General features: G+C 67.2%; 10 protein-coding genes. 3 read left to right on the top strand and 7 right to left on the bottom strand.

The genetic code is table 11. The features are described from left to right. Positions 1-61: 61 nt before the first annotated feature. Both ACTMVF_RS14480 and ACTMVF_RS14475 read right to left on the bottom strand, forming a co-directional pair. A complete protein-coding gene (locus ACTMVF_RS14480) occupies positions 62-508 on the bottom strand; it encodes a MarR family transcriptional regulator (protein ID WP_441271417.1) in 447 nt (148 codons plus the stop codon). Continuing rightward, positions 505-996, bottom strand: a complete 492-nt coding sequence (locus ACTMVF_RS14475; protein ID WP_441271416.1) for a MarR family winged helix-turn-helix transcriptional regulator — start codon at positions 994-996, stop codon at positions 505-507. The genes ACTMVF_RS14480 and ACTMVF_RS14475 overlap by 4 nt, the downstream gene beginning before the upstream one ends. A gap of 162 nt (positions 997-1158) precedes the next feature. Between ACTMVF_RS14475 and ACTMVF_RS14470 the strand changes: the two genes are divergently transcribed. Next, positions 1159-2124 (top strand): pirin family protein, encoded by a 966-nt coding sequence (locus tag ACTMVF_RS14470; RefSeq protein WP_441271415.1) that lies wholly within the window; start codon positions 1159-1161, stop codon positions 2122-2124. 918 nt (positions 2125-3042) lie between these two features. On the opposite strand, the gene ACTMVF_RS14465 is transcribed toward ACTMVF_RS14470, so the two are convergent. The 4 genes from ACTMVF_RS14465 to ACTMVF_RS14450 form a co-directional block, all read right to left on the bottom strand. After that, complete coding sequence (locus ACTMVF_RS14465) at positions 3043-6717, bottom strand: KAP family P-loop NTPase fold protein (RefSeq protein WP_441271414.1); 3675 nt, start codon at positions 6715-6717, stop codon at positions 3043-3045. A gap of 802 nt (positions 6718-7519) precedes the next feature. Next, on the bottom strand, positions 7520-8857 hold the full coding sequence (locus ACTMVF_RS14460) for a DUF3500 domain-containing protein (RefSeq protein ID WP_441271413.1): 1338 nt from the start codon (positions 8855-8857) through the stop codon (positions 7520-7522). A gap of 234 nt (positions 8858-9091) precedes the next feature. Further along, positions 9092-10555, bottom strand: a complete 1464-nt coding sequence (locus ACTMVF_RS14455; RefSeq protein ID WP_441271412.1) for a sensor histidine kinase — start codon at positions 10553-10555, stop codon at positions 9092-9094. Positions 10556-10563: 8 nt separating this feature from the next. Next, positions 10564-11289 carry a response regulator transcription factor gene (locus tag ACTMVF_RS14450; protein ID WP_441271411.1) on the bottom strand — a complete coding sequence of 242 codons (726 nt, stop codon included), beginning with the start codon at positions 11287-11289 and terminating at the stop codon, positions 10564-10566. Positions 11290-12890: 1601 nt separating this feature from the next. Here ACTMVF_RS14450 and ACTMVF_RS14445 point away from each other — a divergent pair. Further along, entirely contained in the window at positions 12891-14414 is a 1524-nt protein-coding gene (locus ACTMVF_RS14445; protein ID WP_441271410.1) for a DUF1996 domain-containing protein, read from the top strand. A 369-nt stretch (positions 14415-14783) separates the two neighbouring features. On the opposite strand, the gene ACTMVF_RS14440 is transcribed toward ACTMVF_RS14445, so the two are convergent. Then, on the bottom strand, positions 14784-15590 hold the full coding sequence (locus ACTMVF_RS14440) for an alpha/beta fold hydrolase (RefSeq protein WP_441271409.1): 807 nt from the start codon (positions 15588-15590) through the stop codon (positions 14784-14786). Between the two features lie 123 nt (positions 15591-15713). Between ACTMVF_RS14440 and ACTMVF_RS14435 the strand changes: the two genes are divergently transcribed. Next, a complete protein-coding gene (locus tag ACTMVF_RS14435) occupies positions 15714-16286 on the top strand; it encodes a PadR family transcriptional regulator (RefSeq protein WP_441271408.1) in 573 nt (190 codons plus the stop codon). The last annotated feature ends 7 nt before the right edge of the window (positions 16287-16293 follow it).

Genomic DNA, 16293 nt, shown 5'->3' with positions numbered 1-16293 from the left:
GTGCGTTGGTTCAATATTCCACTACTGGCTCACAGGGCCATGGGATCGCAGGGCCGCTGGGTCACTGGGGCGCGGCGGCGAGTTCGGCGTTGGCCCGCTCGGTGATGAGGGCCAGCACCCGCCTGGCGGCGGCCAGGTCCTCGGTCGGGATACCGGCGTAGATCCGGGCCGTGATGGGGGCGGTCGCGGCAGAAGTCCTGTCGTACAGCTCCCGTCCGGCGTCCGTGATCCGCACCTTCGTCGGCCCCTGAGGGGCCAGCAGCTCCGCGGCGATCAGCTCGTCGACCACGGAGTGTGCCTGCGCGGCGTCGATCTTCAGCGCGCCGACGACACCGTCGATGACGTGATCCCGCTCGACCGGCCCATCGGCGACGGCGGCGAGTCGGAGCGTGACCGACTGCTGGAATGTCGCGCCGTGACGGTCCAGTGCGCGCTCGAGGACCGCGCGGGCGGCGTAGTGGGCCAGAGCTATCACTCGGGGGTTGACCAGGGGAGTGGCGGTGGTCATGACTGCTCCTTGTCGGACTCGCTGTCGGTGGCAAGCGGGTCAAGAGGCGCGTCGAGCAGGGTCGCCAGGTCGCGTGTGAACTCCCGGGTGCGGGCGCTGTCCAGGCCGCCGAGCGGCGCCAGCAGCTGCTGCAGAAGGCCTTGGACGACCTTGATCGCCTGCCGGGTCCGCTCGCGTCCCTGCTCGGTCAGCGCCAGCTGCACCGCGCGCGGGTCGCGGGGATCCCGGGTGCGTTCGAGGAGGCCGGCGGTCTCCAGGGAGCGCGCCAGCTTCGAGACGTACAGCGGTTCGAGCCCGGTGTGGTCGGCGAGGCGCCGCTGACTGGGGCGCTCTCCGCGGCGCTGCATGCCGTACAGCGAGGCCACCAGCGCGTACTGCGCGTGGGTGAGCCCCAGCGGGGTCACGGCCCGGTCGACCGCGACCCGCCACTTCGTGGACAGGCGCCACACCAGGAAACCGGGCGAGACGTTCTCAGAACCCTTGCTCATAGCCGGATACCGTACATGGCTACTATGTACATGGCTACTATTTTCGGGGATCCATGACGGGGATGCATGACGGGGACGCATCTGGAATGCATCGGGAATGCATCGAGACAGGCCCGGGTGACGGACTGACGAAGCGACCCCGGCGGGGCTAGTTTGGGCGACATGAGCAATCTTGATCGCGAGGCTGTGCCCGCCGTCTGCGGCGGCCGCGGTTTCGTCGTGGCGGAACCCGTACGCGAACTTCTCAGCCCTCGCCACGTCAAGCTCGGCGAGTCCAGCGAAGTCCGCCGTCTGCTGCCCAACCTGGGCCGCCGCATGGTCGGCGCCTGGTGCTTCGTCGATCACTTCGGCCGCGACGACATCGCCGACGAGCCCGGCATGCAGGTGCCGCCGCACCCGCACATGGGGCTGCAGACGGTGAGCTGGCTGCACGAGGGCGAGGTGCTGCACCGCGACTCGACGGGCAGCCTCCAGATGATCCGGCCGCGCGAGCTGGGCCTGATGACCTCCGGCCGGGCGATCAGCCACTCCGAGGAGAGCCCGAAGTCGCACGCCCGCTACCTGCACGGCGCGCAGCTGTGGGTCGCCCTTCCGGACAGCCACCGCCACACCGACCCGCACTTCGAACACCACGCCGAGCTGCCGGTCGTCACGGCGCCGGGCCTGCGGGCCACGCTGATCCTCGGCGGCCTCGACGGCGCGACCTCACCCGGCACGACGTACACCCCGATCGTCGGCGCCGACCTCGCCCTCTCGCGCGGCGCCGACGTACGCCTCCCCCTGGAACCCGGCTTCGAGTACGCCGTCCTGTCCATGTCCGGCGAGGCCCACGTGGACGGCGTCCCGGTGCTGCCCGGCTCGATGCTCTACCTCGGCTGCGGCCGCACGGAACTCCCGCTGCGCGCGGAGTCGGACGCCGGGCTGATGCTCCTCGGCGGTGAGCCGTTCGAGGAGGAGTTGATCATGTTCTGGAACTGGATCGGGCGATCTCAGGAAGAGATCGTACAGGCCCGTCAGGACTGGATGGAAGGCTCCCGGTTCGGGGAGGTGAAGGGGTACGACGGTGCTCCCCTGCCTGCACCGGAACTGCCGCCGGTGCCGTTGAAACCGCGGGGAAGGGTGCGCTGACCTGCGGGAACGCGTCAGCATTGGTGGCCGCGGGTCGGAAGACGGTCGGGCCATTCTCGCTGTCTTCCACCTGCTTGCCGGAAGGCGTCCAAACAGCCGGCTGGCTCAGGCCGGTGCGGTTGGCGATTCCATGGTGTGGCTGTCTGTGGGTGGCTTTGGCAGGACTCTTGCTGGCCTAATGCTGACTTTGCTGACGCCTTGTCAGGCTGGGATGCGAGGTCCTTTTCCCAGCTTCAGCGCATGTGTAGGCGTTTGCAGGTTCGGCGGTGTCCGGACCGATGCTGACCCGGCTGGCGGTCGGGGTCAGGCGTTGCGGAGGGACGGCGTTGCTCACACTGCCGCCTTGTTGAGATTCCACAAGATTCCGATGTCACCGCTGTCTGTCGGCAGCGCCGCTTGTGTCCGATCCGAAAAGCGCTGCGTCGGAGAGGGGCTAGCAGGTTCTTGGTCTGCTGGTGGTACATCACGTACATGGCTCAGACCAGTGCGAATACGAGGTTCTAAGGGGCGTTGGCCCGTGTATGGTCCGGATCTTGTTCGTGCGCGGGCAAGGCGAACATCAGGCGATGCCCGTGGACCCGGCGGAGTCCGAGGGAACATCCCCGCGGGTGCGGGGAGCACACCCCGGCACAGATCAAGTCCGCTGAGCGCACGGGATCACCCCCGCTGACCGGCCCGCCAGCTAAGGGACGTCCCGTCGGTAGGGGCAGTTGTCACAGGGGCGCGGCGCGGGCGGCGCGCATCGGTGAAGACACCAGCCCAGTATCGCCTGCTTATCAGGCTAGGGAACACTCACCTGAGACCGCGTCTGCGACCGCCGACGTGGCAGTTCGGTTGACGAGTCGTGTGCTGTGACGGGGCGGTCGACCTTCTGCGCTGTATGGCGATTCTTCGAGGTGTCTGGCTTGCGGTGGCACTTCAGTCGTCGTTGCTGCGGCTGATGCGTCGTGTTCTTAGAAGGCCGGTGCGCTCGGTGCTGTAGCCGACGGCCGTCAGTGCCTTGATGCCGTGATCTTCGAGGGTTTTCCACTCTTTGACACTGACCTCGACGGCCTCACGCACGATCTTCCTCATCCCCTTGGGGACGGACTCCATGAGCTGCGGCAGGTACTGGATGGCGAAATCGGCGGCTCCCTGATTCTCCTTAAGCATGGGCAGGAGGACCGTCTGGATCAGGTCGCGGCGGGCGGCGATGTTTGTGACGTCCGCGGCCTTCCACAGGTCGAGGACGGCGCGGCGGTCTGGATTCCTGGATGCACGCTCGTACCTCTCCACCAGGAGTTCAGCCGTCAGCGTGTCCGGGAGCGAGGACCATCCGGCCGAGGCCAGCGTCTGCACCGGCAGGCGAGTGCCCGGGCCCGCCAGCAGATCCCTCCAGAAGCTGGCCTGGTCCTGCGCGGGCAGAGTGGCCAGCCGTGACGCCACCGCCTGAAGCAGTGCGGTGCCGGCCCGCATCGGCGACTGTTGGCGCAGGCCCGCAGAGACGGCCTTGAGTAGCTCCGACGCCGAGGGCTCTTCGAGAGCGATCCACGCGGCCAGGGTTTCGCCGGCCTGGCTGGGGCAGCGTCGAGCGTGCTCGGCCATGGCCGCAGCTGCCGGCAGCGGCTCAAGACCGTTCCGGTCGACGCCGCTGGTCGCCAGCAGGTGGCGCGCGCGGACCTGTAGACGGGTGTGCTCGTTCCCGGGCAGCCAGCCGCCCTCGTCAAGGGCAGTGACCAGGGCGCGGGCTTCGTCGGGCTTCAACGGAGCGGAACCGGGAGAGCTCAGGTCGCGCAGGCAGTCGTTCACGAGAGTCTCGATGTAGGTCACGATCGTGCTGTCGTGCTCTACGAGGAGGCCGTCCCCGTCGGTGAGCAACTCGGTGACAGCTGCCGCTTGGTGACGGACGAAGGCGGCGCGCTCCAGTAGGCCGCTGCTTTCCAGCGGCCGCAGTACGTCGAGCAGCCGTAGTTGCTCCGCGGCTTCCTCGTCGGTCGAGGGACGGGACAGCGAGCGCAGGACAAAGGAAGTGAGCTGCGGATGCTGGCCGGGGGGCTGGTCATCGAAGAGCCGCATGAAGCTGTTTGCGGCGCGGCCGACCTGCTCGAGTGTTGCAGCGTTGTCGGGTTGGCTGGCCATCGTCCAGAGCTTCTTCATCAGGGTGTCGAACTCGACGATCATTTCGGCGACAGGTGATCCTGAATCCAGCAGTCCCAGCCATGCTGGCCAGCGGCTAATAGAACGTCGGTGGGTACTCGAAAGCACCGCCCGAGCCAGGGCAGTCTCCCGCACGATGGGGATGTCAGCCGCGTGCTGTTCGACGATGTCCCGGCCCAGTTTGCTATCTGTGGCCAGCAACAGTCCTACAACGGCATGTGCCGCTTCAGGGCATTCCTCGCACCAGTGCGTTAGGAGCTCCTTCAGTCGCCGCAGCACCTCGTCGGGGGACCTTGGCTCCGGTTGCTGTGTTGAGGTGACGGCTGCCAGCTGGTCTTGTTCTTTCGTCCATTCCTCGTGTTTCTCGATCAGTGCTCGCAGTTCGTCGGCGACGTGGGGTGCAACCTGTTCCATGAGGATCGCCGCTTGAGGAGAGGGGAGTTGGGCGAGCATGTCGGCCATGTCTTCCTCGTCGCCCAGTAGATGGTGCGACACCAGCTGTTCGACGAGGCTGGGGTCGGCTGCCAGGGCTGGTTCGACGTGGCGCATCACCATGGCGGCAGTGGAGGCACTGCTTCGGACGGCAGAGTGTCGCAGGACGATCGTGCGTATCTCTACTGCTGCCGGACGGTCACTGGCCAATGCAAGCCGCCAGCATCCAGGCAGTACCTCGTCCGGCAGGGCGTGCGGTGAGTTCGTCAGGATCGGCGTGAGCGTTTCGACTGCGGTGTCCGCCGTGCCGTTCAGTGAGACGGCTGCGTCACCGCATACGGCCAGGACGGCGTGGGTGACGTTCTCCTCCTCCAGGCCGATCGCGTCCCGCGCCTGCTGCAGGAGCAGAGCCAGCGCGGCAGAACGGTCCTCGGCAGGAAGACCACCGATAGAGGAGAGCACAGCATCCAACTCGGCGTTCTGGGCGTGCTGTTCCAGCGTCTCGGCCACAGTGGCGGGCAGCCCGAACACGCTGCCACTGGTCTCCATGAAGATCAGGTCACGACCCGGGCCCGGCACGTTCCGTGTCTTCTTGAGATAGGCAACGAGCTGCTGCCCGTGATGCTTTCGGACCTCAGACGCCTTCTCTGCCTGCTCGCCGTCCTCGTTCCCTTCAGGGCCCTCAGGGTCACTGAGATGCTGGTCGACGGCTGCATCGAGGTTCGCATAGCGTCGTGCGGCCGCCTTGACCTGCTCTCTCACGGGGAAGTCCAGATCGGCCCTGGGGTTGGCGTCCAGCGCCAATACGAACGTGCACAGCCGGTGGTCGAGCAGCAGGTCCCGGGCGAACAAGGGGAACTCCACCCGAAGGCAGACCAGCTTGGCGATCTCCGCAACCCGCGCGGCGGGGTCGTTCTCCAGCAGCCCGTCCGTAGCTCTCCGCTGAGCGAGCCGATACGTCAGGACGAACGTGTTCAGTAGCGCCTTCACCCGGCGAGGACTGCGCACATGCGAGGGCACGAGAACGCTCACCACCAGATTGACGTCGATCGTCGCCCAGAGACCGCCCCGGCCGCGCACGAGGTCGGCGGCGAAGCTGGTCACCTTCGGCACCAGCAGCGGCGGGAGACTGAGCTGGTACTGGAACACCTTGTCCAGATAACCGCTTCCGCTGCTGTAGTACGGGTTGATCGCGTCGGCAGGCGTGGCCTGCTCAAGGGCACGGGTAAGCGCCTCTTCCAGGACCTGCTGGTCTGCAGCGACTACAAAGACGCAGCCGTCAACCCCCAGGAACGTGCGCAGGGCATCGAGCGTCGCCACGACATCGGAAGGCTTACAGCGGTCCAGTTCATCCACGAACACGACGAGCCGGTCCACGCGGGAGCGTTTGACGAGGTCGGCGAAGAGCTTCTCGAACTGCTCGTCGCTGTCGGCTGCTTCCGTTTTGTGCTCACGAGTAAGGGTGCGCGAGACGAGGACCATCAGGGACGTCAACAAGGCCGCCGGCGCGATGCCAGCCTTCAGCGCTCCAGCCAGCATGTTGGCGAATGTAGGTCGGAAGGCCCCTCCGTGTACCGAGGCAAAGAGCGCCATGGAGACGGCGAAGAAGGCGACGACAGCGCCGAACATCCAGCCGAACATCCTTAGCAGGCGCCACACGGCGCCCCGCTCGAACTGAAGCTTCACGGCGACCCGTCCGCCGTACAGTTCGTCGTGGAACTGCGCGTCCTTGATGCCCAAGGCGGTGGCGACCGCGATGATGAAGTTCCTCCGCAGTGGGTTCTCCGCGTACTTGAAGGCGTCGAACCGTACAAAGCGTACGTTCCGCTGCTTCTGGAGCAGCCCTCTGAGTAGATTGGCTACACCCGATTTGCCGGAACCCCAAGGTCCCCATACGGCGATGTTGGTCGGCGTAGGGGCGGACAGCACCACGTCATAGAGCTGCTCAGCGATGTGACTGTGAGCCAACCGGTCACCCTGGGCGTCGTCGACCTCGCGGTCCCGGATCAGGTCGTCCGGCTCCATGCGACTGCTGTCCCTTTGCGCCACTGTCGCCCCGCTCTCGGGCTCTGTGCCCACGTCCCCCTGAAGTGCACGGTCTGCACCGTTACTTCACCTGCACAACACGATAAGCGGTACCACCGACAACAGGGCGCTCTGGCGTTCACGAGCGTCTCCCCATGCCTCGCTGCCGCGCACACTGTTTGGCATATGGATTCCTGGTCCGCGTAGTAGCGGCGGATTCGTTTTGGAGCTGAAGTAGATCGGGGACGGTGTAGTTGAGCTGTCCGCGTTGGGTTCGGCGGTTGCTGATGACATTCAGCGTCTTCGGGTGCGGTGTGAATGGGTCTTGGGCGGGTTGGGACTGCGCTTCCAGCGCGTCGGCCAGCTCACGCAGACGTCGGCCACGAGTTGCCCCAGTCTGTCCGGATAGGCTGCGCCGGAGCTACCTTCACATTCGCACCTGGCAGCAAGCAGCGATCATGTGGACAGGCCCCGCCGGAGATGCTGGCGAGCGTTAGCAGACCGACAACGGCCTGCCATGGAGTGTTGGGTGGCAGGCTGGTCACAGACATTTTTGGATCTCCAAGCCCCTGGGCGAGGCACCGGTGAACCTCGTCGATCTTGCGTGACGACCAGTGCGTCCGGCGTTGGTCACTCCAGGCACTCGACCCGCGAGGGCACCTACTGTAGGTAGGACAACCTCTAGGCTCAAGGTCGGGGCGACGAGGCTTGGTGCGGTGCAGCCTGTTGTCCCGTACGGAGCGCGAGGGCCGCACCCGGAGCGGGTGCGGCCCTCGCGATGACGGGATTCTCGGTTGCTACGTCACTGGTGGTGCGGTGACGTCAGGTAGTGCTGTCGAAGGAGCTCCTTTCCGTAGTCGTTGCCGTTGGGGGTGCGGATGATGGAGTGCACGTGCATCTGGGTCGCGCCGCTGCCCTGGGTGGCGCCGTACGCGCCCGCGAGCGGGCCGGGGGCCTGGCAGTCGACCTCGACCCAGACGACCGGGCTGTGTACCCGGACGTAGAAGGCGGAGTCGTCCTCGATGCCGCCGGCCCAGGTCACGTAGGTGTCGTTGAGGTGCTTGCGGACCTCCGCCATGCGTGCCTTCGCGGCGTCGGCCTTGGCGCGGCCGGCGAACGCCTCGACGATGCCGAGCAGTTTCTTCTTCTGGGCGGTAGTCAGCTTGTTGCAGCGCAGGCCCGTGTACGCCTGGACCGCGTTGTCGGAGAAGGCGCCCGCCTTCATCGACTCGTTCGACTTCGTCGAGGACTCGATGGCGACCTTCTGCTGCGCCTCGGTCAGGCAGTTGATGAAGGCCAGGCTCGCGACGACCTCCTCGTGGCAGACGGTGACGGTCTCGCCGTCGATCTCCATGGAGGTCGGCTCGGAACCCCAGAAGCAGGGGCTCATGACGACCTGGTCGCCGAGTACGAAGTAGTTGATGACCAGGTGGTGGCCGTCGAACTGGAAGCCCCAGGGCTCGGTCGCGGACGGGGTGCCCATCACGGTCCAGTAGAAGGCGTCCTCGTTGAAGGCGTTCGTGTTGCCGATGGCCTCGCCTGCCGCCTGGTTGATCTTTCGGATCTTCTCCGTCGTCTCCAGGCCGTCGGCGCTGAGCGACGACTTCAGCAGGGCGGTGCCCAGGGCCTTCTGGTCGTCGCTCAAGTCGGCGAGGGAGACGCCCTGACGCTCGTAGGAGTCGATGTTGCTCCAGAGCCGCCACTCGGTGGAGTGGACGGTGAACTGTGTCGAGGACTTCTGGGTGTCGGTGAGCCCGGTCAGGAAGGCGTTCGCGGCGGCGATCACCGGAGCGGTCTGGACGCCGGTGGAGTGGATCGTGAAGAGCTCGTCGATCCGCTTGCCGTCGGTGGTGAGGCCGAAGAAGTCCTCGGTGATCGATTGGTTGCCGGGGCCGGTGCCGCCGCCCGGGCCGCCGCTGGGCGCCCCGCTCGGAGTGGCGAAGGCGGTGGTGTCGGCCGTGCCGGTGGTGTCGTCGGCCAGCGCGGCCCAGGCGCCGGCGCCGCCCATCGTCGCGACGGCGGTGGCGCCGCTGGCGAAGAAGACCTTCCGCATGAAGTTGCGGCGGCTCGCGTGAGCGCGGCGGTCGGTCTGTGACTGCGGCTCGTGCGCCGTGGACTCTCCGGTGTCAAGATCGGACATCGTCGCCGGCTCCCTTCGTCGTTGGCGCGTCCATGCCGGACGGCCGGGCGAGAACGACTCTGGCGGAGCAACCTGATTTGAAACTGAATTGGGGTTTCCAGGAGCTGGGAAAACCCGGGTGGGCAGCCCCGTGACAGCGGGGTGACCTGGGTGTATGTGAGATTGCTGAGAGTTCGTGGGCGGGTGTTCCCCGGTCCTTGGCACGGTCCTGGAGCTGTTTGGGGCCCGCGTGGTTCAGCCTTCTTGCGGTGGCAGTGTGTCGGCGGTGGCCGCGGGTGGCAGCTCGATCGTGAACACAGTACGGCCGGGTTCGCTTTCGACGCTGATGCGGCCGTCGTGTGCCGATGTGATGGCGGTGACGATGGCCAGTCCCAGGCCGGTTCCGCCCTCCGCGCCGGTGGTGCGGGAGCGGGAGGTGTCGGCGCGTGTGAAGCGTTCGAAGACCGTGGGGAGGAGCTCGGGTGGGATGCCGGGCCCGTCGTCGTGTACCCGGATGACGCACGACCGCTCCGTCGCCTCGACGGTGGCCGTGACCGTGGTTCCGGGAGGCGTGTGCGTACGGGCGTTGGCCAGCAGGTTGGCCACCACCTGGTGCAGTCGTGCCGCGTCGCCGATCACCACCGCGGGGGCGTCGAGGAACACCGCGATCTGCCACTCGTGTTCGCTGCTGGCGGCCCGCGCATCCCACATGGCCTCAGCGACCAGGGTGGTGAGATCCACCTCTGTCCGCTTGAGCGGCCGTCCCTCGTCGAGCCGGGCGAGCAGCAGCAGGTCCTCCACCAGAGCAGTCATGCGTACGGACTCGGCGGAGACACGGCGCCAGGCGAGTGCTGGTTCGATCTTGTCGGTGCCGCGGTCCATCAGGGCCGCGTAGTTGACGATGGAGGCGAGCGGTGTGCGCAACTCGTGGCTGGCGTCGGCGAGGAAGCGGCGCATACGTTCCTCGGTGCGCTGACGTTCGGCGAGTGAGGACTCGACGTGGTCGATCATGCGGTTGAGGGCGGCGCCCACCTGTCCGGCCTCGGTCCTGGAGTCGGTGTCGCGTTCGGGCACCCGGAGGAGCCCGGTGACCTTGCCATGGCCCAGCGGGGCACGGGAGACCCCGACCGCCGTAGCAGCCACCCTGCTCAGCGGCCGGAGCTTGCGCCGGATGACGATGGCGCAGACGCATCCGGCGACGGCGAGCCCGGCGGCCGCCACACCGGCCTCGACCGCGACCAGGCCGTTGATCATGTCCAGTACATCGTCCATGGGCAGGCCGACGAGGACGGGCAGGCCCTCGCCGTCGATGGCGGTCACACGGTAGGTGCCCAAGCCGGGGACAGCCCGGGTGTGGAGGGATCCGTCCGTGGGGATGCCGTCCAGCGCGGCGACCTGGGCCGTCGTGAGAGGTTGTGGCACGGCGTCCTGGTCGACGTACTCGGCGGCGACGACATCGTCCTTGGCGTCGAGTCGGGCGGCGATGGTGCCGGCTGGCTGCCCCCGCTCGTTGAGGAATCCCAGGTCCGTGGCGTCCCCCGTCCGGCGCTGGAGACCGCCCTGGCTGCGCTCGGCGGCGTCGCTGACCCGCTGGTCCAGGTTGCCCAGCAGATAGGCGCGTTGGGCGTAGATGGTCGTGAGCGCCATCGCGGCGCACACCACGGCGAGTGTGAGGCTGATGGACAGCAGCAGGCGTGTGCGCAGGGAATGTCCGGGCATCCGGGGTCTCATCTGTCCTCCCCGGCCGGCCTGATGGTGTAGCCCATCCTGCGGAGTGTGCGGATCATCGGGGCCCGGCCCTTGTCGATCTTCCTGCGCAGGTTGGAAATGTACGCCTCCACGAGGTTTCCACTGGCATCGAAGGAACTGCTCCACACGAGGTCGAGGATCTGAGCCTTGCTCAGCACTTGGCGCGGGTGGCTCATCAGCAGCCACAGCAGGTCGAACTCCTTGGCGGTCAGTTCGATGGGCGTCCCGTCGCGGTGCGCTTCCCGCGTTTTCTCTACCAGGACCAGATCCCCGACGGTCAGGACGGACTTGTCGGTCTTCGCCTCCTCGACACCGGCCCGGCGCAGCAGACCGCGCAGCCGCAGCACGACCTCCTCCAACGAGAACGGCTTCGTCACGTAGTCGTCCGCTCCCGCGGAGAGGCCGTCGATCCGGTGTTCCAGTGCGTCCCGGGCGGTGAGCATGAGAACGGGCAGGTGGGGGTTCTCGTAGCGCAGGCGCCGGAGCACCTGGACGCCGTCCAGGCCGGGCAGCATTCCATCCAGGATGACGGCGTGCGGTGCGCAACTGCGTGCGGTGTGCAGCGCGCTCTCCCCGTCGGCCGCCGAGTAGGGCCGCCAGCCCGCCTCGCTGACGGCCACGGACAATGTCTCGACGAGTCCGGGCTCGTCATCGACGATCAGCACGCGGATCGGGACCTCGTGACCTTCGGAAGAGGCAGACATGTTTCGATCCTGTCGGGATTGCCTGGAGCTTTCTGTGCCACGCCTTGGCGAGACCTGTGGATTGGCGCCCGGGGGACGACTGCCGCGGCATCGGAAGTCTCGCCGGCCGGCTCGTGCGGGGCCGCCCTCGTGCTGCCGTAGCCCTTCGGCATGACTCCGACGCGCCGCCGGAGTGCTTGAGGGCACGATGGGCCTCGCGTGCGTCCTGAGGCCGCCCGGCCACCGGGGTAGTGAGGGTACCCCGCCCGTGATCACACACCGGATGGTGGTGGGAGTGGCCGTGACCGCGCCCTGCCTGAGGTCGTCGACTCCGGGGTCTGCTGTGGGCAGGTCGGCGTGCGCGGAGTCTGCCCGTTCGGCGTGGCGGCATCCGTCGGCATGACGTGTCGTCCGCTGGTACGAGCGTTTCCCTAGCGGTCCGAGCCGCCACGATTCAGGGCGCCGCAGCCCTGCTTGCAGTACGGACGGTGGCCCTGACAGGGACTGTGTCTCTTGACTCACGCGCCTGCGCTTGCAGGAGCGTTGATCATCCCAAGCATCGCTCTCGTCACCCCGTTGATGCCGGCCGCGGTGGGCATCGCGTATCCGCACGGGCTGTCCAGATCGACAGTGTTCCTCGCGGCCGGCTGGTTCTTCGTCGAAGCCATATCCTCTGGCCACACGGCGTGCTGACGTCAGCAACCCCGACCGGTGTCAGCCTTCGTCCCCAAGGGCGCATACGGTGCGTCCCGTCTTGACGGCTGAACGGTCAGGCTGGTCGGCCGAGGCAACGGTCACCGTGGCTCCGAGGCCGGTGGTCGCCAGGAACCCGCAGCCGATAACCCTCAGGGGACTCGATGCCGCGGGCTTGTGGTTGTCGTGCTGGTTGGGCCTGCTCATGTCTGACTCCACTTGGTTCTCACCGTCACTCCGGGCTGGTGGCGAGGGGCCAGGCTTGCCGGTTCAACAGACTGAGTGAAGCTGGTTGGCCGTCGTGTCAACCTCTCGTAAGAATTGGCCCGACCTTCCCGCCTCAGCTACGTCCAGCCGAATGTGCAGGTGTGCACCGCGCACTGGGATCGGGGGCAAACGGCCGTCGGTCTTGTCCGATCGAGGGAGGGCGGGAAGTCCTCCGGTGGCCGTTGTCGCGTCAGGGCCGCCGCAACGGCAAGGACGTCGTGCACCTGGCTGAGCCCTGGCCGTGTCATCGCTGCAGGAGCCCTCTGGCGTGAGCGTCGTACTACGACCGAAAGCTGTCGCAGCCGCACGCCGTCGTGAGGTGCCTTCGCGCTTCGCGGATGGCGTCAACCAGCGCTCGCGACGTCCTGGGTCGGCGCGGCGAGTTCTTACGAGAACCTGACGTGGCGACCCAATTCCTGCGTCGCAGCAGTCCCACGGGTAACTCTGGTCCCTGAACACAGGGTTCGACGGATGCGTCGAGAGCCGGAGGAGCCGTGAGCGAAGGGACCAAGGATCCCGGACGCCCGGCCTCGCACGACGACCGACTGGCCCTTCGTCGGCAGGGGCTCCTCAGCAGGGCCCCACAGGCAGGACATCGCTTCCTCCTGGTGTGACTCACCTCGTGAAGTGGTGTTCCACCCAGGAGAGTTCGGAGGAAATCCATGGGGCGCAACTCGCGCAAACGATCGAAGACCACGAGCGGCAAGGTCATTGCCGCCGCCGCGGCTCTCACCCTCGGAGCAGGCGGGCTGGTGGTCGTGAATGTCTATGCCTCCGCCCACGAGACATCGGGCGGCAACACCGTCAAACGGTCATCTCAACGTGGGACCGGCCAGGCCGCGGCCTCGGAAGCCTCCACCATTGACTGCCCCGACGTCGGCAGCCGGCTGCAGCAGGTGCCGGACCAGGCCAGGGCGGAGGTCGACAAGCAGCTTGCTCTGCTGGACAGCCAGATCTCCGAGGCCTATCAGAGGCTGCAGAGTTCGGCCCAGGCCATACAGCAGGACAGCAACTTCGCCAACAACGCGATCATGGGTCCCCTGAAGGACAAGCGGGTCGCGACGATCGACCGGATCGCCATCACCATCGGCAGGGTGGGGGACAGGCCGCAGGGTCTTGAGTCGCTGGCCGCCTGCACGCTGCGCGCTTCCGGCAACCAGAACGACACCAGCAACGATCAGAACGGCGGCCAGGAGCAGGGCCAGGAGAACGGTCAGGGAGAAGAACAGGGCAACGGGCAGGGGCAGCCCGCCGGTGGCGGACAGGCAGGTAACGGGCCTGTCGCCGCCGACTTCGTCGACATCTCCACGGTCCAGCCCAACGCGACAGCACCGCGCGTGTCGCAGGAGGCCTCCCGGGGGACCTTCACCACTCAGTGCGGTGTGAACGAGAACAAGCTGTACAATAGCGACAACGTCATCGTCGCGCCTGGTGTGGACAACGGCGCCCATCACACGCATGACTACGTCGGCAACCAGGCGAACGATGCGTTCGCCGACAACGACGACTTCGCGGGCGGCGAGACGACATGCCGGAACCAGGGCGACAAGTCGTCCTACTACTGGCCGGTCCTGCGGCTGCAGGACGGCACCGAGGAGTTCGATGCCGGGCAACAGGGCGGCGGTGCCGAGGGCAATGCCGGCAAGATCCTCACCGCGTCCGAGGTGACCCTGGAGTACGTGGGCAACGCGAACGGCAAGGTGGTGGCCATGCCCAAGTTCCTGCGGATCATCACCGGTGATGCCAAGGCGTTCACCAACGGCACCGCGAACGCCAACGCGGCGTGGAGCTGCACTGGCTTCGAGGACCGCCAGCTGACGGACAAGTACCCGGTCTGTCCCGAGGGCAGCAGCGTGGTTCGGACGTCCAAGTTCCAGAGTTGCTGGGACGGTCAGAACATCGACAGCGCCAATCACCGCGCCCACGTCGCCTTCGCCGATCCGAACACGGGCGCCTGTCCGAGTGGCTTCAAGGCCATTCCGCAGCTCGTCCAGCGTCTGGTCTACGACGTGGACGCACCCAGCCTGAACGACAACGGCCAGTCGAGCCCGTTCTATGCGGTGGACGGCTTCCCGGAGCAGATGCACAAGCCGATCACGGACCACGGTGACTTCGTCAACGTCTTTGACGAGCAGCTGATGAACGACATGGTCCAGTGCATCAACACCGGCCGCCGGTGCCAGTGATGGCACGGCATTGAGCTGCTGTCCGGGCCCTCGGTGACTGCTGGCAAACGCCCACGACTGAGACCGAGACGCGTCGGCGACGGGTGTACGAAATCCGTCGTCCGGCACGTTGCTTCAGTCAGAAGATCCTGGCCGGGGTCAGGTCCGGCTGCCGGAGGCGTGGTCGTGTTCACCGCCGGTACGGGGGGTGAGGCGGACGGCCCGGCCCAGCAGAGGGCCCGAACGGCCTGCGGAACCCAATTCGCCCGTGGCAGCCTGCGCGTGGGCGGCGAGACGGCGAGTGCTGCTTGTGGAGGCCGACCGTCAGCTGACCCGGGCCCTGGATCAGCGAGGCGGCACACTGGTCGCGCCGCAGCGCCCGGCCTCGGCCTATGCGGCGGGGTTGAGGGCGAAGGGAAGGATTGCGTCGGCCATCGCGCCGGGATCGGTGAGGTACGCGTCGTGCGCGTGGCCGGGGATCTCCACGAGGCGGCCGTTCGGCAGGGCCTGCTGCAGACGCCGGGAGGTGTCGGTGAGCCACGGCGGACTGAGCTGCCCGACCACCAGAAGTGTCGGGGTTTCCAGGAGCGAGAACCGCTCCAGGTCGTCGCCGAAGGCGTCCATGGCGCGGATCTCACGGGCCCAGGTGGGGGTCATCGACGCTCGTACGGACCACACCGGCTCGCGGCGGAACGCCTCGATCGCTTCCTCTGGCAGCTTCAGGAAGTTCCGCAGGCCGAGGGTCAGAGCGTGGTCGAGGAAGCCCTTTTCCACCGCCTGCTCGAACGGTGCGAGGGACTTCCCGCCGACGGGCCCGTGCAGGGGCACGGGGGGCTCGTAGAGGATGAACCCGGCGGGAGGCTGCTTGAGGGCGAGGCCCAGGGTGACGAGCCCGCCGTAGGAGTGGCCGAGCAGGATCGCGTCGGGGCCAGCGAGTTCGAGGACGGCGGCGATGTCTTCCTGCTCGCGCTCGATGTCGAAGTCGGAGCTGTCGCCGCCGGCTCCGTGGCCGCGGCGGTCGACGGCGTACGTGGTCATGTGAGGTGCGAGGACGTCGGCGAGAAGCTGCCAGTCCTGGGCAGCGCACAGGGCTCCGGGGGACACCACCAGGGGGCGTCCCTGCCCGGTGACAGTGACGCCGATGGCGGTGCCATCGGCGGAGGTGACCTGAGTCTGCTGGGGGCTGATGTCGGTCATGGTCTCTTTCCTTGCGGGGACGTGGCCCGGTCGTGCGGTGCTTCACGGGAGTGACCCGGAATCCGGTAAGGCACGCTACATCGATTCGATGTGTACATCGAATCGATGTGAGACGATGGCGTCATGCTGGAACTCGCGATCCTGGGCTTCCTCGCCGACGGCCCCCTGCCCGGCCACGAGCTACGCCGCCGGGTGGCCCAGCTGTCCGGGTACACGCGTCCGGTGAGCGACGGCAGCCTCTACCCGGCCCTCAGTCGCCTCACGAAGACGGGGCTGCTGGAGCGGCACACCGAGCCGAGCGCGGGCGCCGCGCGGTACGTCCTGAGTCTGACCGAGGTCGGGCGTGCCGAGATGCTGAAGCGGCTGCGCGAGCCCGCCGAGCACGAGATCACCGACTTCACGCGGTTCTTCACCATCCTGGCGTTCCTCTCCCAGCTCCCGGACGTCTCCGACCAGCACGCGGTGCTGCGCCGGCGGCTGGAGTTCTTGGAGGAACCAGCGAGCTTCTTCTATGACGGCGACCGCGCCCTGCGGGCGGAGGACGTTGACGACCCCTACCGGCGCGGCATGCTCCTCACCGCCCGCGCCATCAGCCGCGCCGAACGCACCTGGCTGCGCGAGGTCCTGGGCGAAGACGACCCCAGCCCCGACGCCGCGCATCCAGTAATGGACCCGTTACGCTCGATGAGCGCGTGAGATGAGA

The organism is Streptomyces sp. SD31, assembly GCF_052068475.1.
GTDB lineage: Bacteria > Actinomycetota > Actinomycetes > Streptomycetales > Streptomycetaceae > Streptomyces.
The sequence above is the reverse complement of the archived record's forward strand: the minus strand, read 5'-3'. Positions and strand labels throughout refer to the sequence as shown.